The 22,086-nt window shown below is 73.8% G+C and carries 20 protein-coding genes; 5 read left to right on the top strand and 15 right to left on the bottom strand.

Going from position 1 to position 22,086, the window contains the following annotated elements:
- Positions 1-162 precede the first annotated feature (162 nt).
- The 6 genes from Q7A36_RS29110 to hmpA all read right to left on the bottom strand — a co-directional run bounded on the left by Q7A36_RS29110 (position 163) and on the right by hmpA (position 6,670).
- Positions 163-942, bottom strand: coding sequence for a segregation and condensation protein A (locus Q7A36_RS29110; RefSeq protein ID WP_305107292.1), 780 nt, complete (start codon positions 940-942; stop codon positions 163-165).
- Complete coding sequence (locus Q7A36_RS29105) at positions 939-1,655, bottom strand: site-2 protease family protein (RefSeq protein WP_305107291.1); 717 nt, start codon at positions 1,653-1,655, stop codon at positions 939-941. Before Q7A36_RS29105 ends, Q7A36_RS29110 begins: the two co-directional genes overlap by 4 nt.
- Positions 1,652-2,647 carry a beta-N-acetylhexosaminidase gene (nagZ, locus tag Q7A36_RS29100; protein ID WP_305107290.1) on the bottom strand — a complete coding sequence of 332 codons (996 nt, stop codon included), beginning with the start codon at positions 2,645-2,647 and terminating at the stop codon, positions 1,652-1,654. Before nagZ ends, Q7A36_RS29105 begins: the two co-directional genes overlap by 4 nt.
- 4 nt (positions 2,648-2,651) lie before the next feature.
- Positions 2,652-3,407, bottom strand: coding sequence for an SPOR domain-containing protein (locus Q7A36_RS29095; RefSeq protein ID WP_305107289.1), 756 nt, complete (start codon positions 3,405-3,407; stop codon positions 2,652-2,654).
- Positions 3,404-5,188: an arginine--tRNA ligase gene (gene argS / locus Q7A36_RS29090; RefSeq protein ID WP_305107288.1), complete on the bottom strand. Its 1,785-nt coding sequence runs from the start codon at positions 5,186-5,188 to the stop codon at positions 3,404-3,406. Before argS ends, Q7A36_RS29095 begins: the two co-directional genes overlap by 4 nt.
- A gap of 285 nt (positions 5,189-5,473) precedes the next feature.
- A complete protein-coding gene (gene hmpA / locus Q7A36_RS29085; RefSeq protein WP_305107287.1) occupies positions 5,474-6,670 on the bottom strand; it encodes an NO-inducible flavohemoprotein in 1,197 nt (398 codons plus the stop codon).
- Positions 6,671-6,750: 80 nt separating this feature from the next.
- Between hmpA and Q7A36_RS29080 the strand changes: the two genes are divergently transcribed.
- Positions 6,751-7,230: an RrF2 family transcriptional regulator gene (locus tag Q7A36_RS29080; protein WP_305107286.1), complete on the top strand. Its 480-nt coding sequence runs from the start codon at positions 6,751-6,753 to the stop codon at positions 7,228-7,230.
- 44 nt (positions 7,231-7,274) lie between these two features.
- Positions 7,275-7,487 carry a hypothetical protein gene (locus Q7A36_RS29075; RefSeq protein ID WP_305107285.1) on the top strand — a complete coding sequence of 71 codons (213 nt, stop codon included), beginning with the start codon at positions 7,275-7,277 and terminating at the stop codon, positions 7,485-7,487.
- Between the two features lie 108 nt (positions 7,488-7,595).
- On the opposite strand, the gene Q7A36_RS29070 is transcribed toward Q7A36_RS29075, so the two are convergent.
- The 4 genes from Q7A36_RS29070 to Q7A36_RS29055 all read right to left on the bottom strand — a co-directional run bounded on the left by Q7A36_RS29070 (position 7,596) and on the right by Q7A36_RS29055 (position 13,738).
- Positions 7,596-8,288, bottom strand: a complete 693-nt coding sequence (locus Q7A36_RS29070) for a calcium-binding protein (RefSeq protein WP_305107284.1) — start codon at positions 8,286-8,288, stop codon at positions 7,596-7,598.
- A gap of 129 nt (positions 8,289-8,417) precedes the next feature.
- Positions 8,418-11,192, bottom strand: coding sequence for a phosphoenolpyruvate carboxylase (locus tag Q7A36_RS29065; RefSeq protein WP_305107283.1), 2,775 nt, complete (start codon positions 11,190-11,192; stop codon positions 8,418-8,420).
- Between the two features lie 40 nt (positions 11,193-11,232).
- Positions 11,233-12,417, bottom strand: a complete 1,185-nt coding sequence (locus Q7A36_RS29060) for an MFS transporter (protein WP_305107282.1) — start codon at positions 12,415-12,417, stop codon at positions 11,233-11,235.
- A gap of 1 nt (position 12,418) precedes the next feature.
- A complete protein-coding gene (locus Q7A36_RS29055; protein WP_305107281.1) occupies positions 12,419-13,738 on the bottom strand; it encodes a PQQ-dependent sugar dehydrogenase in 1,320 nt (439 codons plus the stop codon).
- A 189-nt stretch (positions 13,739-13,927) separates the two neighbouring features.
- On the opposite strand from Q7A36_RS29055, the gene Q7A36_RS29050 reads away from it, so the two are divergent.
- Positions 13,928-14,779, top strand: a complete 852-nt coding sequence (locus Q7A36_RS29050; protein ID WP_305107280.1) for a transglutaminase-like domain-containing protein — start codon at positions 13,928-13,930, stop codon at positions 14,777-14,779.
- A 240-nt stretch (positions 14,780-15,019) separates the two neighbouring features.
- Here the strand turns inward: Q7A36_RS29050 and Q7A36_RS29045 are convergent, their stop codons facing one another.
- From Q7A36_RS29045 to Q7A36_RS29025, 5 genes are all read right to left on the bottom strand, one after another.
- Entirely contained in the window at positions 15,020-16,150 is a 1,131-nt protein-coding gene (locus Q7A36_RS29045) for a DegT/DnrJ/EryC1/StrS family aminotransferase (protein WP_305107279.1), read from the bottom strand.
- Positions 16,151-16,174: 24 nt separating this feature from the next.
- Positions 16,175-17,176 (bottom strand): NAD-dependent epimerase/dehydratase family protein, encoded by a 1,002-nt coding sequence (locus tag Q7A36_RS29040; protein WP_305107278.1) that lies wholly within the window; start codon positions 17,174-17,176, stop codon positions 16,175-16,177.
- A 212-nt stretch (positions 17,177-17,388) separates the two neighbouring features.
- Positions 17,389-18,420, bottom strand: coding sequence for a potassium channel family protein (locus tag Q7A36_RS29035; protein ID WP_305107277.1), 1,032 nt, complete (start codon positions 18,418-18,420; stop codon positions 17,389-17,391).
- Positions 18,417-18,785, bottom strand: coding sequence for a RidA family protein (locus Q7A36_RS29030; protein WP_305107276.1), 369 nt, complete (start codon positions 18,783-18,785; stop codon positions 18,417-18,419). Before Q7A36_RS29030 ends, Q7A36_RS29035 begins: the two co-directional genes overlap by 4 nt.
- Positions 18,786-18,872: 87 nt before the next feature.
- Positions 18,873-19,220 (bottom strand): hypothetical protein, encoded by a 348-nt coding sequence (locus tag Q7A36_RS29025; RefSeq protein ID WP_305107275.1) that lies wholly within the window; start codon positions 19,218-19,220, stop codon positions 18,873-18,875.
- A 368-nt stretch (positions 19,221-19,588) separates the two neighbouring features.
- On the opposite strand from Q7A36_RS29025, the gene Q7A36_RS29020 reads away from it, so the two are divergent.
- On the top strand, positions 19,589-20,110 hold the full coding sequence (locus Q7A36_RS29020) for a hypothetical protein (protein WP_305107274.1): 522 nt from the start codon (positions 19,589-19,591) through the stop codon (positions 20,108-20,110).
- A 79-nt stretch (positions 20,111-20,189) separates the two neighbouring features.
- A complete protein-coding gene (locus tag Q7A36_RS29015; protein ID WP_305107273.1) occupies positions 20,190-22,055 on the top strand; it encodes a DUF3857 and transglutaminase domain-containing protein in 1,866 nt (621 codons plus the stop codon).
- Positions 22,056-22,086 lie beyond the last annotated feature (31 nt).

The following is a 22,086-nucleotide window of genomic DNA, read 5'->3' as shown; positions in this document are numbered from 1 at the left end:
GCTTCGGCGGCTTCGGCGGCTTCGGCGGCTTCGGCGGCTTCGGCGGCTTCGGCGGCTTCGGCGGGCGCTGCCGCGACCGGCGCAGCCTGTCCAGCCTCGGCCTGCACCGTCACCGCCTCCGGCAGGTCGTTGGCCGGCGGCGGCAGGTCCTCGGCGCCCGGCTCAGGCGGCTCTTGCATCGGGCACCTCCTCCACCCCGGCGGCCCGGCGGCGGACCAGGATCGGGCCGAAGCTCTGCTCCTGCCGCAGCTCGATCGCGCCGCCGCGGGCGGTCTCGAGCGCCGCGACCAGGGTGCTGGCGATGGCGGCGCGGCGCTCCACCGGGTCCTCCAGCCCCTCCGGCAGGAAGCGCTGCAGCACCGCCCAGTCCGGCAGCGCCCCGACCAGCCGGCCGAGCCGCGCCAGCGCGTCCTGCACCGTCCAGAGCTTGCGCGGCTTCGGCGTATAGGGCCGCCGCGCCAGGGCCCGGCGGCGGGCGGCGGCATAGGCCTGCAGCAGCGCCGGCAGTTCGGCCGAGATGCCGCTGCGGTCCTCCACCTTCAGGGATTCCGGCGCGCCGCGGCCGAAGACCTCGCGGCCGAGCTGCGGCCGGGCGCCGAGCCAGGCCGCAGCCTCGCGCATCCGCGCCAGCTCGGCGATCCGGTCCGTCAGCGCGAGCGCCAGCGCCTCCGCATCCTCCTCCTGCTGCGGATCCTCAGGCACCAGCAGGCGGGACTTCAGCCAGGCGAGCCAGGCGGCCATCACCAGCCAGTCCGCGGCCAGCTCCAGCCGGACCTTCCGGGCCTGCTCCAGCACCGCCAGGAACTGGTCGACGAGCTGGATGATGGAGATCTTCGCCAGATCGACCTTCTGCGCCCGCGCGAGGTCCAGCAGCAGGTCGAGCGGACCCTCGAATCCTTCCAGCCGCAGGTGCAGGCTCGGGGTGGCGGCGGGCTCGGTCACGGCCCGGTCCCGTTGCCCGAGAGGCGCAGCACGAGGTCCAGCGCCGAGGGCAGCACATGGCCGAGCGCCCAGCGCACCGGATCGGCGCCCGGCGACAGTTGCGGCAGGATCACCACCGCGAAGAGGACCAGCAGGATCCCCCAGCGCTCGAGCCGCATATAGGGCAGCGCCAGCGACCGGGGCAGCAGCCCGGCGACGATGCGGCCGCCGTCGAGCGGCGGAATGGGCAACAGGTTGAACAGTCCGAGCACCAGATTCGCCAGGATGCTGAGCGCCAGGAAGCGATAGGCGATCTCCAGCGAGTCGGGCGAGAGCAGCATCCCCCAGTTCTCCGCCGGGTGGACCAGCAGGGCGGCGAGCCAGGCCAGGGCGAAGTTCATCGCCGGGCCGGCGGCCGCGACCAGCATCATGCCCTGGCGCGGGTTGCGCAGCGCCAGGACGTCCACCGGCACCGGCTTGGCCCAGCCGAACATGAACTGCACCCGGCCGGTGGCGAGCAACTGCCCGACCAGCAGGATGCCCGGCAGCAGCAGCGTCCCGACCGGGTCCACATGGCGCAGCGGGTTCAGGCTCAGCCGGCCCATCCGCTTCGCGGTATCGTCGCCGAGGGCGAGCGCGGCATAGCCATGCGCCGCCTCGTGCAGGGTGATCGCCAGCACCGAGGCGAGCACCGCGACCACAAGCTCGGGCAACCAGGTGCCGAGGTCGCTCACGCCGCGGCCAGCCAGGCGTCGCGCTGCGCGAGGAGCGCCGCGGAGTCGAGCGGCCGGCGCATCGCCTGCATGGCCGCGCGGGCCTCGGCGAGCCGCGCCTCGGCGGCCTCCGACAGCGCGGGGCAGCCGGCAAGCGCCGCGGCGGTCTCCTCCAGCACCCCGTTGCAGTGCAGCACCAGGTCGCAGCCGGCGTCGATCGCCTCGGCCGCCAGGGCGCCCGGGTCGCCCCGCAGCGCCTTCATGCAGAGGTCGTCGCTGACCAGCACGCCGGCAAAGCCGATGGCGCCGCGGATCACCCGCTCGATCACCAGGGGCGAGAGGGTCGCGGGCCGCTCCGCATCCAGCGCCTCGTAGAGGATATGCGCCGTCATGGCCCAGGCGCCGGCGGCGGCCAGGGCGGCGAAGGGGGCGCAGTCGAGCGCGAGGTCGTCCTTGCCGGCGGTGACCCGCGGCAGGTCGAGGTGGCTGTCCACCAGCGCCCTGCCATGGCCGGGGATGTGCTTGATGACCGGGATGCAGCCGGCCTCCTGCAGCCCCTCGATGGTGGCGCGGCCGAGGCGCGCGACCTCCGCCGGGTCCTCGCCGAAGGACCGGTCGCCGATGATGTCGTGCGCGCCGGGGATTCTGAGGTCCAGCACCGGCGCGCAGACCACGTCGAAGCCGACATCGGCGCAGGCGAGGCCGAGCAGCGCGGCATTGGCGCGCGCCGCCGCCTCCGGCCCGGCGGTGAAGCCGGCGGCGGGCGGGAAGGCCGGCCACAGCGGCGGCCGCAGCCGGGCGACCTGGCCGCCCTCCTGGTCCACCAGGATCGGCGCATCGGCGCCGAGCGCCTCCCGCAGCTCGGCGGTCAGGGCGCGGAGCTGGTCGGGATCGACGATGTTGCGGGCGAAGAGGATGGCGCCGAGCGGCGGTGCGGCGCGGAACAGCGCCGCCTCAGCCGCCGTCAGCCTCGGGCCGGAGACGCCGACGATGGCCGCGCGCGGGCGTGCCACCCGGTCAGCCCCCCACCGGGTTGCAGGCTCCGCCCTTGGCTTTCACCGCCTCGCACAGGGCCTTGGCGGCGGCCGGGTCGGCCAGGCCGCCGGTGCGCAGGCGATACAGCGGCGCCTGTCCCTCGCGCTCCAGCTTCGTGACCTTCGGCTGGAAGCCGGCGAGCTCCGGCACGCGCTTCGACAGCCGCTCCCATTCGGCGCGCGCCGCCTCCTCGGAGACCAGGGCGCCGAGCTGGACCAGCGCCTTGCCGTTCGCCACCGGCCGCGGGGCCACGGCCGCGACGGGGGCCGGCGTCGCCGGCGCGGCGGCGACCGGCGGCGGAAGCTGCGGCGCGGCGAGGGGCGCGGGCGGCTGCGGCGCCGGCTCGGCGGCCGGGACGGGTGCCGGCAGGGCCTCGATGGGGGCGGGCGGCGCCGTCTGCTGCCGCAGCAGGTCGAGCTGCGGCGATTCCGGCCCGGTGCCGAGCAGGGCCTGGCCGCGGCGAAGCTCCCGCTCCCGGCGCTTCTCCGGCGGCTCCAGCACGAGCTGGTCCTGGTTCGGCACGATGAGGCCGCCCGGATTCTCCGGGCGCACCTTCAGCGGCCTCGTATCGGGCTCGATCACCGGGACCGTGCGCGGCCCCATGCGCGAGAGGCCCCAGGTCACCGCGCCCGCCACCGCCACCGCCCCCAGCAGCCCGCCGGCCACCGCGAGCAGCCGCCAGGACGGCGCCTGCTTTTCCTGGCGCGGACGCCAGGAGGGAACTGCAAGATCGCTCACCGCATCTCCTCGACGGGCGTCACCCCCATGACCGCGAGGCCCGAGCGGATGACCGTCCCCGTGGCGGCGACCAGGGCGAGCCTCGCCCGCGTCGCCTCCGGCTCATCCGCCCGGATGAATCGCAGGGTCGCGTCATCGCGGCCCTTGTTCCAGAGTACATGAAAGTCGCCGGCCAAGTCATGGAGAAAAAAGGCTATCCTGTGCGGCTCGCGGGCCAGCGCCGCCCCCTCCACCACCCGCGGCCAGGTGGTCAGGCGGCGGATCAGCGCCATCTCCGCCGGGTCAGTCAGGGCCTCGAGCGGCGCCAGCGCGAGATCGCCCACCGGCGGGTCGCCGCCCTGCCGCAGCACGCTGCGGATGCGGGCATGCGCGTATTGCACGTAGAAGACCGGGTTGTCACGCGATTGCTCGACGACCTTGTCGAGGTCGAATTCCATCTGCGCATCGGCCTTGCGCGTCAGCATGGTGAAGCGGACGGCGTCGCGCCCGACTTCGTCGATCAGGTCGCGCAAGGTCACGTAGGTGCCGGCGCGCTTGCTCATGCGCACGGGCTGGCCGTCCTTCACCACATGGACGATCTGCGCCAGCACGACGTCGAGCGGGACCGTGTTGCCCGAGAGCGCGGCGACGGCGGCCTGCATGCGCTTGACATAGCCGCCATGGTCGGCGCCCCAGACATGCACGAGCTCGGCGAAGCCGCGTTCAATCTTGTACAGGTGGTTGGCAATGTCGTTGGCGAAATAGGTGCCCGAGCCATCCGACTTGCGCAGCGGCCTATCGACCTCGTCGCCGAAATCCGTGGCACGGAACAGGGTCTGCTCGCGCGGTTCCCAGTCCTCCGGCGTCTTGCCCTTGGGCGGTTCCAGCACGCCGCGATAGATCAGCCCGCGGTCGTTGAGCAGCGTCTCCGCCTGCTCGAGCTTGCCCTCGCGCACGAGCTGCGCCTCGGAGACGAAGACGTCCTGCACCACGCCGAGGGCGGCGAGGTCCTCGCGGATCGAGTCCATCATGCGCTCGACGGTGAACTCCCGCACGGTGTCGAGCCAGTGGTCGGGGCCGAGCATGCCGAAGCCATGCTCGGGGTCCTGCGAGGCGAGCGCATTGCCGAAGCGCTCGCGCAGCGCCTGGCCGACCGGGATCAGGTACTCGCCCCGGTACTGCAGCCCGCCGGGGACGAGCTGGGCATACTGGTCCTCGGTCATGGTGGTGCCGAGGGCCTGCAGGTAGCGCCAATAGGCGGCGTAGCCGAGCGCCTGCACCTGCGCCCCGGCATCGTTGATGTAGTATTCCTTCGTCACGTTCCAGCCGGCCTTGGCGAGGAGGTTCGCCAGCGCATCGCCCACCACGGCGCCGCGGCAATGGCCGACATGCATCGGCCCGGTCGGGTTGGCCGAGACGTATTCGACATCGACCCTGCGGCCGCCGCCGGTGCGGCCGTCGCCGTAATGCTCGCCGTCCGCCAGGATCACCGGCAGTTGGGCACGCACAAAGGAATCGCGGAGCCGCAGGTTGACGAAGCCGGGGCCGGCCGGGGCGGCGCTCTCGACCTCCGGCAGGGCGGCCAGCTTTTCCGCCAGCGCGGCGGCGAGCTTCGGCGGCGCCTGCCGCGCCAGCTTCGCCACGACGAGCGCGCCATTGGTCGCCATGTCGCCATGCGCCGGGTCGCGCGGCGGCTCCACCAGCACGCGGGCGAAGGCCTCGCCGGGCAGCTCGGGCAGGAGCTCGGCGAGGGCGGCGATGGTCCGGCCGCGCAGCGCGGCGAAGATGTCGTGGTCGGTCATGTCGGGCGGGGTGTAGCAGGCCCGCCGCGGCGGCGTAAAACCTCTCTCAACCCGGCCCAATTCGCCTGAAAGCGGCTAAGGCCGACTGAGTCCGGTCCGGCCTCATTCGGGAATCCGATTGGTTTTCCAATGGTTTGGCGCAGCCGGATTTTAGAATTTTAGAATTAAATCGGCCCGTCCCGGGATGCCGCACCCCGCAGGCGCAGCGGTCCCTGCGACGATAGTCCTAATACCACCCACCGATCCGGCGATGCAAGGGCGGGGTGCGGCCCCGCCCTGCCCCGGTCAGGCCGCCAGCAGCTCGTCCGCTGGTCCGAAGAACTCGTAGTGGATGCGCTGCGCCGGCACCCCCGCCGCGGCCAGCCCGCCCACCAGCACCCGCAGGAAGGGCTTCGGGCCGCAGAGGTAGTAGTCGGCCCGGTCCAGCGGCGTATGCGCGCGCAGCCAGTCCGGCGTGATCCGGCCCGGCTCCGCCCGGCCCCGGTCCTCCGGCCGCGGCGCCTCGTGGAAGGTCGTCGCGGTCACGCCCGGCGCCGCCTGCGCCAGCGCCGCCACCCGCTCGCCGAAGGCCTGGGTCGCGCCATCCAGCGCGCCATGCGCCCAGTGCGTCTCGAGGCTTGGATGCCGCGCCGCGATCACCTCCAGCATGGAGAGCAGCGGCGTCAGCCCGACGCCGCCCGAGAGCAGCACCACCGGCCGCTCGGGCGCCTCCGGCAGCACGAACTCGCCGGCCGGCGCCGCCGCCTCCAGCACCGTCCCCGGCCCCGCCTGGTCGTGCAGCCAGTTGGAGACGGCGCCCCCCTGCTCCCGCTTCACGCTGATGCGGTAGCCGCGGTCGTCCGGTGCGGAGGAGATGCTGTAGTTGCGCTTCAGCAGCGTATGGCCCGGCAGGCCGAGGCGGAAGGTCAGGTACTGCCCCGGCTTGTGGCGCAGGACCCGGCCGCCATCCTCCGGCCGCAGGCGGAAGGAGGTGATGAGGTCGCTCTCCCGCACCCTCTCCGCGACGACGAAGCGCCGCCAGCCCTGCCATCCCCCCGGCGCCGCGGCGGTCGCGCGGTAGATCTGCGCCTCCCGCCCGATCAGGATCTCGGCCAGCGCCCAATAGGCCTCGCCCCAGGCGGCCAGGATCTCCGGCGTCGCAGCCTCCCCCAGCACGTCGCCGATCGCGCCCAGCAGCGCCTCCGCCACATGCGGGTAGTGCTCCGGCAGGATCAGCAGGCCGGCATGCTTCTGCGCGATCCGCTCCACCGCGGCGCCGAGGACGGCGAGGTTGTCGATGTTCCGCGCATAGGCCAGCACCGCCGTCGCCAGCGCCTTCGGCTGGGAGCCGGTCTCGCCGTGGTGGGACTGGTTGAAGAGGTCGCGGATCTCCGGGTTGCGGAACATCCGCTCGTACATTCGCCGGGTGATCTCCAGCCCGTGCTGCTCGAGGGCGGGGACGGTTGCCTTCACGGTTGCCTTGGTCGCGTCGCTGAGGGGCATGAGGGGCTCCAAATGTGGAATCTTCAATACCACTTATCAGCCCGGACGCCCCGCTGCCAGGAAAACCCTATGATCGAGCCATGCGCCTGACGCTGCACACCGACCTCGCCTTCCGCACCCTCATGCACCTCGCCCTGCGCCCGGGCGCGCGGGTGCAGACCGAGGAGATCGCCACCGCCTGGCGCATCTCCGCCAACCACCTGGACAAGGTGGTGCAGCGCCTGGCCGCGGCCGGCTTCATCGAGACGCGGCGTGGGCGGGGCGGCGGGATGGTGCTGGCGATGGCGCCGGAGGCGATCCGCCTGGGCGACGTGGTGCGGCGGACGGAGGACGACCTTGCTTTGGTCGCCTGCTTCAGCCCGGGCGGCGATCCCTGCGGCGACGTCAGCGGGGAGCGCTGCGTCCTGGCGGGCGCCTGCCGGCTGCAGGGCGCGCTGGGCCGGGCCATGGCCGCCTTCCTCGGCGTGCTGGACGGGATGACGCTGGCCGACCTGCTGGACCGGCCGGCGCGGGCGGCGGCGGAAGCGCGGCTTGGACTCGCGTCACTCTCCGAAATGTGATTTCGGCAAGAGACTGGCCAGCGGCGCGTGCGAGGCTGCGCCGCATGACAGCTCTCGACCTCGCCGGGATCGCGGCCGGCATCACCATGGGCCTCTGGCTCGACCGGCTGGTCGTGGCCGCGGGCAGTCGCGTGCTGCTGCTGCTCGGCCTGGCGGCGCTGGGCGCCTGCCTGCTGGCGGGGCAGGACTGGGCGGGGACGGCGATCGGCTGCCTGCTCGGGGCGCAAGTGATCGCGGCGCTGCCGTCGCGGGAGTGACGGCGCGCGGCCGAGGCATGGCACGGGTGCGGCGCGCCGGCATGCCGCACCCGCCCGGCGTCCGTCCGGGCGCAGGCCGCGAAAGGCTTGCCCGGCCGCCCTCCCCGTTCAGGCGAGCAGGAGATCCTGGCTCGTCAGGTGGTGGACGCCGGCAAGCTCGATCTCGCCGTGGAAGCGCGTCTCGCCATCCGGCAGCGGCGCGGCCAGGGTCGGGCCGAGGAACTCCACGACCGTCCGGCCATGGGCGATGTCGTAGCGCACCTGCAGGGCGGCATCCTCGCCGCTGAAGGGCGCGGTGCCGAGGAAGACCGGCAGCGCCGGGTTGGCCGGCGCCCCGAAGCTGAAGTCCCGGGTGTTGTAGGACAGCAGGATCGTGTCCTCGCCCTGCACGAAATCCAGGATGACATCCCGCTTGCCCGGGCCGAACCCGGTATCGGCATCGGCCACCTGCAGGCGCGCACTCTCGTCGTAGATGACCGTCGGCGCGAAGAAGAACCGGTCGGCCCCGGCTCCGCCGACCAGCAGGTCCGCCCCGACATTGCCTTCCAGGATGTCGTCCCCGGGACCGCCGAGCAGCGTGTCCCGGCCATAGCCGCCGAGAAGCTCGTCATTGCCCGGGCCACCGATCAGCAGGTCATCGCCCGCGAGTCCCGAGAGGACATCCGCCCCGGCGCCGCCGATCAGGCTGTCGTCGCCGGCGAGACCGGTGAGGTGGTCGCTTCCGGCCAGGCCCGCGATGATGTCGGGACCCGGCGTGCCGCTGAGGTTGTCGTCGCCCGGCGTGCCACGAAGAAAGGCCATCGGTTCCTCCCTTTTCCAGGCAGAGGAATAATAACACCAGGCATATGCTTCTGCGGAACGCTTTCGGTTCTCGCCGGCCGCACGTTCCGGCGAGGGATCTTCCCCTCCCCGCGTGGCGCGCCGCCGGCCTCAGCCGAAGGCGCCGACCTCATGCGTGATCGCCGCGCCGCAGCCGCGCACCAGGCCGAAGAGCCGCGCCATGGGCGCAAAGATCTCGGCATGCTCGCGGGCATAGCTCAGCCCCTCCCGCTGCGGCGCCGGTTCCCGGAAGTCGAGCTCCACCAGCGTGCCCGGCGCCGCGGGGAAGACCTCCTCCAGCAGCCGCAACGAGGGCTCCACATCGAGTTGCAGGATGCGCAGTACCAGCATCTCCCGCGTCGCGCCGTGCCGCGGGCTGAACTCCGGCAGGCCGGCGGCCAGCAGCCAGATCCGGTGGATGAGCGCGAGGCGGAGCGCGTGCAGCAGCACGAGGCGGTCCGGCATGGTCGGCAGGTCCGGCCAGGCATGCCGCAGCGCGAGATGATCGGCCTGCAGCCGGCGGAAGAGCCGGCGCACCGGTGCATCCAGGTCCAGCCGCTCCACCGCCCCGGCGACGGAGAGCAGCTCCTCCCGCCGGCCGGGCCGGCGGGTGAAGCCGGCGCGGTCGAGCCAGGGGCCGGGATCGAGCGTATCGACGACCGCCCGCAGCACGCCGAGATCCGAGCAGGCCACCGCCCGCGCCGCCATGGCGAGCGCCCGCTTGAAGCGCGGCGAGCGCTCCCGCAGGTCGGCGAAGGCATCCGGATTGGCCGAGGCGGCGAGGCCGAGGCCGTGGATGGAATTCGCCATCCAGCCGAGCTGCTGCAGGATGGCGTTGTTCGGGATGGCGCGGAGCTGCGAGGGATGGCTGATGCGCAGCGGCCCGCCCATGCCGTCCGACTGTCGCACCGCCGGGCGTGACCCGGTGCGGTCCAGCAGGCCGGGGCCGAAGGCGCCAAGCAGCGCGGCATAGCCGGGATCGGCGACCAGCGCCTGCATCTCCCGCCGGACCGTGGCGAAGAAATCCGCGACATAGTCGGCCTCGGCATAGACCGGGTCGTCGACCGGCCCGACCGGCGCGAAGGCATGCGCGGCGATGCCGGCGACGGTGGCGGCGGCGAGCTGCGGCGTGCCGAAGAGCAGGTAGCCGTCGCCGCCCTGGAAGGCCGTCTCCTCCCGCAGCCTGAGGCCGGCACGGTCGAGCGCGGCGCGGGCCTGCGGCGGGGAGAGATAGGCGAGCCGGTCGGCGAGGCTGTCCGGATGCCCGCCGCGCCCGACGCTCTCGCCATGGGTGTCGAAGAGCACGACCTCGATGCCGTCGAGCTTGTGCCGCCGCAGCAGCTCCACGAGCCGCAGCTTGAGGCGTTCCGCGAGATAGGACCCGGCGAGCTGGCCGACATAGCGGCCGGAATCGGAATAGCCGAATTGCAGGCAGAGCCGCCCATGCTGCCGGACATAGTCGCGGTAGTGGGGGCTGCGCAGCGCCTCCTCCAGCACCCGCTCGCCGCGGTCGAGCGCCTCGGCCGTCTCGAAGAGCGGCGAGATCTCGATGGCCTGGTCCGCACCGAACCGCTTGGCCAGCCAGAGCGCGGCGAGCAGCGTATAGCCCGTCTCGGTCTCGGCGATCAGGAAGCGGATGGGCGCGCTGCCGTCCACATGTTTGGCGATCTGGGCGCAGATCAGCATCAGCCGCGCCGCCGAGGCCTGCTCGGCGATCAGCGCGCCGAAATCGACCGGCTGCGCCGCGACCTCGCCGAGGGCGGTGTTGATCTGCGCCAGCAGGCCGCGCCGCTGCGCCATGTCATCGGCCGAGGTGGTGAGGCTGAGCCGCTGGCGGACGGCATTGTGCACCTGCGCCGCGTTCAGCCGGACATGGGTATGGGCGAGCGAGAGGCCATGCGCGGCGAGCCCGCCGCGCGCGACGGCGAGCGCCAGGCGCGCCGCATCGTCCGGCGCGGCGGCGATGGCGGCGGGGAACATCTCCAGCAGCGGCCCGGTGCCGGTCAGCGCCGCCTCCCGCCGTCCCAGCATCTCGGCGGCCAGCCGCGCGACCGCCTCGGGCTCCGGCGCCTCCGGCACCGCCGCGATCTGCGCGGCGACCGCCTCCATCGCCGCCGCGACCCGGGCGGCGATGGGCGCCGCGGCCTCGCCGAGGGGGAGGAGCTGGGCATGCAGGCGCTCGAGTTGCAGGCGCTTCATGGTCAGGCGCAGCCGCAGCGTGTCCCACCAGCCGATATCGGTGCGGCCGTCGGTGTCGTAGCCGACCCAGGAGGAGAGCAGGACCGGGCGGGGCACCAGCGTGGTCCAGCGGTCGCCCCAGACGCCCTTGGCGGCCGTCAGCAGCGCCGCCGCGAGCCCGTCCAGCGCGTCGCGCCCGCGCTGGATGGCGGCGACCGCCTGGCGGAACTCCTCGGCGAGGGTCGGCGGGCTCGGCCGGTGGAGGAGGCCGGGGGGCAGCGCCGCGCCGCTCGCTGCCTCCGCCAGCGCCGTGCCGGTCTCGGGCGGCAGGGAGAAGGTCGGGTGGGCGGTGAAGACGGCGGCAAAGCGCGGCGTCTCGAGCAGGGCGCGGTAGCGCGCGAAGGGGATCGGGCTGTCCTCGGGGTCCGGCCGGACCAGCCGCTCGGCCAGCGCCGGCAGGTCCGTCGCGGTACCGAGGCCGACATAGGCGGCCAGCCGCTTCGCCCGCTCGGCCGCCGCGGCATCCGCCAGGCGCTGGACCATGTCGGCGAGGCTGTCGAGGTCGAGCTGCCCGTCATCCATCCGCCGGCTGATGGCCAGCGCGATCAGCAGGACGGGGTCGCCGAAGGGGTCCTGCGCGGCGGCGTCGCGCGCCTCCCGCAGGCGGGCCAGGAGTTCCTCGAGGGGGTCGGGCGCGACGTCGGGCATGCCGCCATGTTGCATGTGCGAAGGGCACAAGGCCAGCCTTTCAAACAGGCAGGCGGCGTGATGTTTCGGCGTTGGCGCGTCGGATTGCCTGCGCAACGGGCAGGGCGGCGAGGCAGAGCAGCGCCATGGCCCAGAAGGCGCCGGCACCGAAGCGGCCATAGAGCAGGCCGGAGGCCAGGGTGGCGACGGCCCCCGCGAGGCCGACGCCGAGCGTCGCATAGAGCGCCTGGGCCGAGGCCGCGAGGGCGGGCGGGACGCTGCGGCCGATCACCGCCATGGCGGCCAGGTGCTGCGCCGCAAAGGTCATCCCGTGCAGCGGCTGGGCCAGGACCATCGCCGGCACCGCGGCGGTCAGCGCCATGACGGACCAGCGCAGCACGCCGGCGGCGGCGGCCAGCCCGATCAGGGCGCCGGGACCGAGCCGCGCCAGCAGCCGCGGCCCGATCCAGGCGAAGACCAGGATCTCCGAGGCGACCGAGACCGACCAGAGCAGCCCGATGGTCTCCGCCCCGATCCCGGCCTCCCGCCAGCGGATGGTCGCATAGCCCGTCGCCACGGCATGGCTGCCGCTGACGAGGGCGGTCGCCAGCAGCACCAGCCGGAAGGCGGGCAGCGCGAGCAGCGGGCGGAAGGCGCCCCGCCGCGCCCGCGGCGCCGGCGCGGCCGGCGGCACCGGCAGGGCGAGCGTCGCCAGGGCGGCGAGGAGGAAGCAGCCGGCATGCAGCCAGAGCACCACGCGGAGGTCCGCCGCGGCCGCGACGGCCTGCCCCGCCAGTGCCGTGCCGGCGACGAAGGCGGCGGAGCCGATCCCGCGCAGCAGGCCGTAGTCGAGACGCAGGCCCGGGGCGGCAGCGGCCCGCACGGCCAGCGCATCCGGCAGCGGCCCGACCGGCCCGGTCGCGCCGTGCTGCAGCAGCCCGACCAGCAGCAGCGCGCCGAAGCCCGCCGCGGCGCCGTAGCCGAGCGCGGCCAGCGCCGCGAGCAGCAGGCAGGCGAAGAGGCAGGCCCGCGGCGCCGCCCGCCGGTCCGCCACCGCGCCGACCAGGGGCGTCGCCACCAGCCGCACCGCGATGCCGCCGCCGAGGATGAGGCCGATCTCCTCCGGGCTCGCCCCCTGCCCTTCCAGCACCGCGGGGAGGAAGGGGCTCAGCACGCCCCAGCCGAGGAAGAGCGCGACGTAGAGAAGGACGTAGCGGCCGGCGCCGCCCGCCGGCCACGGCGCCATGTCAGCGCTGCGCGATGCCGCCGCCGGCGGTCACCCGCCAGATCTTGTTGCCGACATCGTCGGCGACCAGCAACCCGCCGCGCCCGTCCGGCGCGACGCCGACCGGCCGCCCCTGCGCCTGGCCCTGGGCGTCGAGGAAGCCGGTGAGGATGTCGATCGGCGCGCCGTTCGGCCGGCCGTCGCGGAAGGGCACGAAGATCACCTTGTAGCCGGAGGGCGGGCGGCGGTTCCAGGAACCGTGCTGGCCGATGAAGGCGCCGTCGTTGTAGGGCGCGGGCAGGCCGCTCTGCTGCGGCGCGAAGGCGAGGCCGAGCGAGGCGGTATGCGGCCCGAGCGCATAGTCCGGCGGGATGGCCTTCGCCACCATCCCAGGATTCGGCGGCACGCGACTGTCCACGTGCTGGCCGTAATAGCTGAAGGGCCAGCCGTAGAAGGCGCCGTCCTTCAGCCCGGTCATGTAGTCCGGCACCAGGTCGCTGCCGAGTTCGTCGCGCTCGTTCACCGCGACCCAGAGAACCTTGGTGCCCGGCTCCCAGGCGAGGCCCACCGGGTTGCGGGTGCCGGAGGCGAAGATGCGGTGCTGGCCGGTGCGCGCATCCACCTCCCAGACAGCGGCGCGCTCGCGCTCGGCCTCCAGCCCGTTCTCGCCGACATTGCTGTTGGAGCCGACGGCGACGTAGAGCTTCGTGCCGTCCGGGCTGGCGATGACGTTCTTGGTCCAGTGGTGGTTGAGCGGGCCGCCGGGCAGGTCCGTCACCTTCTCGCCCGGGGCGGTGATGCGGGTCTCGCCCTCGCGGTAGGGGAAGCGCAGCAGCGCATCGGTATTCGCCACGTAGAGCGTGTCGCCGACCAGCGCCATGCCGTAGGGCGAGCGGAGGTCCTGGACCAGCGCGGTGCGGGTCTCGGCGCGGCCGTCATGGTCGGCGTCGCGCAGCAGGGTGATGCGGTTGGCACTCGTCGCCTTGGCGCCGGCCCAGCCCTGCACCATGCCCTGGACCCAGCCGCGGATGCCCTTGCCGTCCTCCGGCCGCGGCGGGCCATTGCTCTCGGCCACCAGCACGTCGCCGTTCGGCAGGACGACGACCTGGCGCGGGTGCTCGAGGTCCTCGGCGAAGGCGGCGACCCGCAGGCCCTGGCCGGGCACCGGCGTCGCGCCCTCCGCCCAGCCGCGGGCGGGGGCGATGTTGATGGTGGGGATCCAGCTTTTCGTCGGCGGCGGCAGGGTGGGCGACGGGCCCTGGCCCTCCGCGACGCTGTGCTTCGCCTCGTCGCAGGCGACGAGGCCGAGGAGGAGCAGCAGGGCAAGCGGGGTGCGGGACATGACGGGTCCTGGATGATCCGCCTGCCCAACGCCCGAGGCCGGGCCGGGTGCCCTGCCCGGACGCTGCCGCCGGCCCTTGCGCCGCGCAGGAGGCAGCCATGCGGCAACGGGCCGCGGCCGGCGGCATTTCATGCCCCATCGGCGGACGGCACGGGCGTGCCGGCCGCAGTCATGCATGGAGACAAGGCGATGCGCTACAGGGTGGGCTGCGACCTGGACTACGAGGTGAAGGCGGATGACACGCCCTTCGTCTTCAACATCGAGGCGCAGCGGCGGCCGGGCCAGGCGGTGGCGCGGGAGAGCCTGCGCTTCTCGCAGGACCTGCCGCTCGACCGCTTCGAGATGCCGGAGAGCGGCAACCGCTATGTCCGCCTCTGCGCCGACAAGGGAAAGCTGACGGTGCGCTACGAGGCGGAGGTGACGCTGGACCCCGCCCGCTTCGACCCGGCGCTGGTGCGGGAGGTGCCGGCCGGCCGCCTGCCGCTCGAGGCACTGACGCATCTCTACCCCAGCCGCTACGTCGAGGCCGACCTGCTGCGCCCCTATGCGCAGCGCGAGTTCGGCCACCTGCCGCGCGGGCATCAGCGGGTCACGGCCATCTGCAACTGGCTGCACGACAACCTGGACTACACCCCGGGCAGCAGCGACGAGCAGACCTCGGCCCGCGACACGCTGCTGCAGCGGCAGGGCGTCTGCCGCGACTTCGCGCATCTGGCGATCGCCTTCTGCCGGGCGCTCGGCATCCCCGCGCGCTTCGTCAGCGCCTATGCTTGGCGGCTCTCGCCGCCCGACTTCCACGCGGTCATGGAGGCCTGGCTGGAGGGGCCGGAGGGCGGCGCCTGGTTCCTCTTCGACCCCACGCGGAAGTCGGCGGCGGACGGGCTGGTGCGCATCGGCATCGGCCGCGACGCGGCGGAGGTCGCCTTCTGCTCCCCCTTCGGCGAGGTCGGCTACGGCAAGCCCGCGGTTCGGATCGAGGCGCTGGACCGGCCGGCGCGGGAGGCGCTGACGACCGAGGCGGTGACCGCGGCCGTCGCGTAAGGCGCTCCGGCGTCCCTTAGCGGCCCGCCGGGCCGCAAGGCAGTGAGGGGCACGCGGCCCCTCGCCCGCGCCGTCTTGTATGTTGGGCGAGCCGATTCAGACCTCCGGGCCATCCGGGGCACCCCACGAAGCGGCGCTTCGTGGGGACCCCTTCGGCCCTTCGGTCATCGGCACGTCTTGTATGTTGGGCGAGCCGATTCAGACCTCCGGGCCATCCGGCCCTTCGGTCATCGGCACGCCTCAGCCCGCGAGGCCCCGCAGCGCCGCGCAGATGCGCTCCACCTGCGCCTCGGTCAGCTCCGGATACATCGGCAGGCTGAAGACCTCCTGCGCCGCCCGCGCCGTCTCGGCGCAGCCGGCCGGGCCGAGCGGCACGCGGTCCTCATAGGCCGGCTGCAGATGGACCGGCACGGGGTAGTGGATGCCGGTGCCGATGCCCTCCGCCCGCAGCCGCGCCATCAGGTCGGAGCGGTGTGGGCTGCGGAGCACATACTGGTGGAAGACATGCTCGGCATCCACCCGCCGCTCGGGCGCGGCGAGCGGCCCGCCGGCGAGCGCCGCGTCATAGGCCGCCGCGATCTCCCGCCGCCGGGCATTGCCGGCATCGAGCGCGGTCAGCTTGACCCTGAGGATCGCCGCCTGCACCTCGTCGAGGCGGCTGTTCACCCCGACCATGGCGGAGACGTAGCGCTCCTTCCAGCCGTATTGCCGGATGGCGGCGATGCGGTCGGCCAGCTCGAAATCGTCGGTCGCCAGCACGCCGCCATCGCCGAGCGCGCCGAGATTCTTGGTGGGATAGAGCGAGAAGGCCGCGGCCGTGCCGAAGGTGCCGAGCTTGCGGCCGTGCAGCGTCGCGCCATGCGACTGCGCGCAGTCCTCGATCAGCGCGACGCCATTGGCCGCGCAGGCCTCCAGCATCGGGTCGAGGTCGCAGGCCTGGCCGTAGAGATGCACGGCGATGGCGGCGCGGATCGGCGGCAGGCCGGGCGGCGGGTCCTCGAGCACCGCGCGGAGCTCATCCGGATCCATGGTGTAGGTATCGGGGTCGATGTCGAGCAGCAGCGGCACGGCGCCGGCCATCTCGATCGCGGCGACGGTGGCGACCGCGGTGTGGGAGACGGTGGCGACCGTCATCCCCTCCCCGATGCCCATGCCGCGCAGCACCAGCGCCAGCGCATCGGTGCCGTTGGCGCAGCCGACGGCACGGGTGGTGCCGAGCCAGGCGGCGAATTCCCGCTCGAAGGCTTCGCCCTCCTTGCCCAGGATGTACCAGCCGGAGCCGAGCGCGCGCTGCACGGCGGCGTCGATCGCCTCCTTCTGCGCGAGGTAGCCGGCACCCGGATTGGCCTGCGGAATCATGCTCTCGGTCATGGCAGCGGTCCCGGAACGCCCCCCTCAGACATAGTCCGCCAGCCGCGCGCGATACCATTCGAGCGACAGCGCCAGCCCCTCGTCCAGACCCACCAGCGGCGCCCAGCCGGTGGCGGCGCGGAAGGCGCGGTCATCGGCGTGATAGCTGCCGATGTCGATGGGCGCGCGGTCGGCCGGGAAGCTCTTCACGGCATAGTGTCCCGCTCCGCCATTGGCCGCAATCAGCCGGTCCGCGAGCTCGATCAGCGAGGCCGGCGGCGAGCCGCCGAGGTTGAAGACCCGCCCCGCGACCTCGGGCCGCGGCGCGCATTCGGCGGCCAGCAGGAAGGCGCGGACCACGTCGTCCACATAGGTCAGGTCGCGGAGCTGCTCGCCGCCCCAGACCTCGAAACCCTCGCCCTCCAGCACCCGGCGCAGCCAGATGCCGAGGAAGGTCTGCTTGGCGTCGCGGATGCGGAGCCGCGGGCCGTAGCAATTGGTCAGGCGCAGCGAGACGACGGGGCGGCCGAGCACGCGCTGCTCCAGCAGCCAGTACTGCTCGCCGGCGAATTTGGAGACGCCGTTGGCGTCGGGCGGCTGCACCGGGTGGAATTCATCGACCGGCAGGCGCAGCGGCTTGCCGTAGAACTGGCGCGTCGAGGCGTGCACGACAGTCGCCTTCGGCGCCGCCTCCCGCATCACGCCGATCAGCCGGACCTGGGCGACGGCGTTGATGGCGATGTCGGAGACCGGGTCCTTCTGCCCGCCCATGTGGCTGGTCTGGGCGGCCATGTTGAACAGCACGTCCACGTCCTGGCAGAGCGAGTGCAACTCGACCTCCCGGATGTCGCCGCGCACCAGCAGGACCGAGGCGCCCTCGAGATTGGCGATGTTCGCCCCGCCTTCCGGCATCATGGCGTCGATGGCAGTCACCCGCGCGCCGAGCGCGGCGAGCCGGTGGCAGAGCGCGCTGCCGAGGAAGCCCGCCCCGCCGGTCACGAGGACGCGCTTCCCACGCCAATGGGCGGCCCGTTCCGCGTCGGTCATCTGCTCTTCATCCTTCCATGGGCCCGAGGCGCGTGCGGCACCCCGGCCCGCTGCATAGATGGCCGCGGAATGCGGCGGAAGCGTGCCCCAGACTTGTCCGGCGATGGGCGCGGCCGCAAGGGCGCACGGCGGCCTGCCGGCGCGAGCGGCAGCGGCGGCGGCGCATCGGCCGGCAGGATCCGCCGCCGGCCTGCTCTCATGCTGCCGGGGCCCTAATCCCCGGCGGCGCCGGGGCGGGCCTCCTGCGGCGCGGCATGCGACGGCAGCGGCGCTGCGCCCTGATGTTGGCTGCGCGAGGGCGTGGAGGCCTGCGCATCCGGGTTGCCGGCCCGGCTGCCGCGCATGATTTCGTAGAAGCCGAAGAGCAGCAGCAACTGGGCGAAGAGCATCTGGATGCTGGCCAGCACGCGGATGCCGTCATCCACCGGCTGGATGTCGCCATAGCCGACGGAGGAAAGCGTGACGACGCTGAAATGCAGCGCGTCCGAGAAGTCGATGCGGATCGCGCCCTCCGGCCCGTGGAAGAGCGGGTGGGAGGAGAGCCCGTCGGCGATCCGGTAGAGCGAGCCGAAGATAACCACCAGCAGCGCCCAGAGCGAGGAGAAGGCGGCGATCGGCACCGCGAGGCGGCTGAGGCGGAGGGTGACGGCGCGGAAGATGACCGCGACATCGACCAGCAGCCGGACGACATCGGCCACCGCGGTGACGCTGATGACGGTGATCGCGCCCATGGCGGCGAGCAGCGCGGCGCCCTGCTGCGGCTCGCCGAGCCGGTTGATCGGCACGGAGAGGGAGACCACCCCGACCAGGCCGACCGCGACCAGCCAGCGGGCGAAGCGCGGCAGATGCGCGATGTCGGCCGCCTCCTCCCCCTGCGCCCAGGCGCGCAGCACGCCGCGCTTGACCCAGCAGGCCGCGACGAAGCCGGCGACCGGCAGCAGGAAGCCGATCATGCGGGCGGCCGGCGGCGCCTCCGGGAAGCCGGCGCGGCCGAGCACGGCATAGAGGCAGGCATACATCGCCAGCCCGTTGGCCGTGCCGAGGGCGAATTGCGGCCCATGCGGGTAGATCAGGTAGAGGGCGCCCACCGCCGCCGCCGCGCCGCCCAGCACCACCAGCGGGAAGACGCCGCCCTGGTCGGCGACGCCGCCCGCCACCAGCAGCATGAGCGCGAGCGACATGCCGAGCGAGGTGCCGAAGCCCTTGGGCGGCCGGCCCCGGCGGTGCGGGTAGGGCGCGATCACGCCGGCGCCGCCCCTCCGTCCAGCGCGGCGACGCCGGTGATCTCCACCTTCCAGGTGGGATCGACCAGCGCCGCCTGGATGGTCATGCGGGCCGGCTTCGCCGCGGGATCGAGCCAGCGGTCCCAGGCGCGGTTCATGGCCGGGGCATCGGCGATGTCGGCCAGGACGATCGTCACGCTCAGCAGGTTGCGCTTCGAGGTCTCGGCCTCGGCCAGCAAGGCATCGATCTGCGCCAGGATATCGGCGGTCTGCCCCTCGGCGTCCAGCGTGGCGTCGTCCGCCACCTGCCCCGCCAGCCGGACCAGCCCGCCATGCACCACCGCGCCGGAGAGCCTGCCCTCCTCCGCCAGCCGCCGGATCGCCATGGTCCCGACTCCCCTGCCCGTCTCGCGGTCCTGATAGAGCAGGCCCCGGCGGGCGGGAACCGGGTCCGCGGCGGCCCGGCGCCGCGATCAGGCGGCCGGGACGACCGCCGGCATCGCCGGCCCGGCGATCTCGATATGCACCCGCGGACGCTGGAAGGCGGGCACGATCCCGGCGACGCGCACCGTGGCGGCGTCGGGCGCGAGGCCGAGCGCCTCGAGCGCCGCCTCGTCCTCCCGCGGCAGCCAGCCGAGCGGCGCGCCCTCCGGCAGGATGACCTCGATCGAGAAGCCGCGCTGCGGCCGCCCGGCGCGGCGGAGGGCGAGCGTCAGGCCCGGGCGGAGCCTGGCCAGATCCGTGGGGGCGGCGCGCTCCCCGATGCCGGAGATGAAGCTGTGAAAAAGGGCGGGTACCGCGGCCGCGATGCCGATGGGCATGGGTGTTCCTCGCTCAGCCCCGGTGACCATCACGCGCCGATGCCTGGCCGGGCGCAACCGGATGATGGCGCCGCTGCGCCCCTTGTCTGTCTTCCATGGTCTCCTTCCCCCGCCGCCGGGCTGCCCCGCGACCCCGCCGCGCCCCATGGCAGGCGAGATATGCGTCCCGAACCATCGGTTGAACTATCCTTCGAAAATGTGAATGGCGGTGCGCCGGAGGTGCCTCAGCCTGTCCTTCGCCGCGCCGCCGTTGCGACTCCGCTGCCCGAAACGGTGCGGCGGTGGCTCGGGTGCCGCTCAAAGACTGGCGATAGTGTTAACGAGGTGCGGCGGCGGATATGCGGCCGGCACATGCCAGGATGGATGGGATGAGCACCGCCCCGATCCGCGTGAACCGCGCCCCCGTCCTCACCCTCTGGGCCGCCGTGGTGGCGGAGCGGCTGGGCCATGCGCCGGACACCGCGCTCAGCCTGGCCAGCGCCGTCGCCGGCACCGCGGCGCGGGCCAAGGCGCGGCGGCTGGGCCTCGCCGAGGAGCACGAGGCCGCCGCCCCGAAGGAAGGGCGGCCGGCGCCGCGCCGGACCGTCCGGCTGCTCGGCCGCGAGATCCCGCTGGCCGAGGGGCCGGAGGGCCCGCTGGCCGCCGAGCCGGACGGCAGGCCGGCCAAGCCCGGTGCGGTGCGGGCCTATGTCGCCCGCGCTTTCGGCGAGCGGCTGCCGGAGGTCCGGGCGGCGATGGAGGACCTCGCCGCCCGCTTCGAGCCGGAGGAACTGAACCGGATCGGCTTCCGCCTCTACGAGGCCTTCCGGCCGGAGGTCCCGCCCGATGTCAGCGGCTGGGGCGCCAGGGCGGCGCTGCACCTGGAGCGCATCCGCGCCGCCGCCGACTGACCGCGCCGGCCGCATTTCGGTTGTGCCGCCCGGCGGAAAGCCGCAGCCTGGGCGGCAGGCGGCAGGAAGGAGAGCGCGCATGCGGCACCGGATCGGCCTCGGGGTCGCCCTGCTCTGCGCAGCCCTCGCCGGGCAGACCCGTGCCGCGGAGCCGGCCGCCTCCATCCGGCTCTTCCGCTCCGACATCCTGGTCGAGGCCGATGGCCGCGCCGTGCAGACCACGCGGACGGAGATCGCCGCCGGCAACGACGCCGCTGCGCAGCGCGAGGCGCAGCAGGCCATGACCTACAGCGAGGGCGTCGAGCGCATCGACCTGGTCGAGGGCTATACGCTGAAGCCCGATGGCCGGCGCCTGCCGGTCCCGCCCGCCTCCGTCCGGCGGCAGATGGCGCCCGGCCAGGCCAACCTGCCGCAATACGCCAACCGGGTGCAGGTCATCGCCATCCTGCCGGAGGTCGCGGGGGGCGACGTCCTGGTCACGACCTGGAAGCGGACCATCGTGCGGCCGGTCTTCCCCGGCCGCTTCGCGCTCACCACCCTCTTCGCCCGCACCGCGACCTGGGAGGATGCGGAGGTGACGATCCGCCTGCCCAGGGGCATGCCGCTCGTCACCGAGGAATTCGGGCCGGCGCATGCCGTGGCGGCGGAGGGCGGAATGCAGGTGCATCGCTGGCGCTGGCGGGCGCCGGCGGTGGCGACCGATATCGCCGTCCTCGCCCCGCTCGACCGCCTGCCGCGGATCTTCGCCTCCAGCTTCCCGGACTGGCCGACCTTCAGCCGCGAATACGCGGCGCTGGTCGCGCGCAAGGTCCGCGTCACGCCGCGCATCCAGGAACTGGCGGACAGCCTCGCCGCCGGCAGCGCCGACCGGCGGGAGGAGGCGCGGCGGCTCTTCGACTGGGTCGCCCGCAACATCCGCTGGGTGGCGATCTATGTCGGCGACGGCAATTTCGTGCCGAACGATGCGGAGCTGGTGCTCTCCCGCGGGCATGGCGACTGCAAGGACCAGGTGGTGCTGCTCATGGCGCTGCTGCAGGCCCGCGGCATCGCGGCCGAGCCGGTGCTGGTCAATCTCGGCCCCACCTATCGCCTGAGCGGCCCGCCGACCCTGACCGCCTTCAACCACGTCATCGCCTGGCTGCCGGACTGGGACCTCTATGGCGACAGCACCGCCGCGGGCACGCCGCTCGGCATCCTCGCGGGCGGCCTCTACGGCAAGCCGATCCTGCACGTGACCGCGGCCGGCGCCGCGCCGCGGCGGATGCCGGCGGTGCCGCCGGGCTTCAGCACCTCGCGCCTCGTCACCCGCATGGCGCTGGACGGGGAGGGCCGCATCGCCGGCGAGAGCCTGACGGAGGCGACCGGCGCCTATGTCCCCTGGCTGCGGCGCATGGCAGCCGCGGCGCAGGCCCAGGGCGGCGAGCGCGCCGCGGCCGAGCAGTTGCGCGCCATCGGCCAGATCGGGACCGGCCTGGTCGTCCCGGCGCCGCTCGGGGCCACCGGCCCGGGCTATAGCGTCTCCGGGCGCTTCAGCCTGGAGGCGCGGCCGGGCCTGCTGGAGGGCGACGGCTTCCAGGTGCCGAGCGGCATGCGGCTGCTGCCGCGGGCGGGCGACGGCCTGCTGGGCCCTGCCCTGCTGCGCGGCCTGCCGGCGACGGAGCCGACGCCCTGCCAGGCCGGCGAGCAGGCGGAGGACCTGGAACTCACCCTGCCGCCCGGCTTCCGGCTCGCACGCCTGCCGCGCGACCGCAGCCTCAAGGGCGAGGCCTGGAGCTTCGAGGCGCGCTGGTCCCTCGAGGGCGGCACGCTGCGGGTCGCGCGGCGCATGGCCTCGCGGGTCGAGCAGCCGCTCTGCGAGGGCCCGCTGCGCACCGAGGCGGCGAAGCTGCTGGAGGAGGTGCGGCGCGACATCGACACGCGGATCGAGCTGGAGCGGGTGGACTGACGGCCCGCTGCGGCGCACCCGGGGACGGGCG

The sequence above is a fragment of the Paracraurococcus lichenis genome (assembly GCF_030657435.1).
In the GTDB taxonomy this organism is placed as follows: Bacteria; Pseudomonadota; Alphaproteobacteria; order Acetobacterales; family Acetobacteraceae; genus Paracraurococcus; species Paracraurococcus lichenis.
This window is presented reverse-complemented; position numbering and strand designations above follow the sequence as displayed.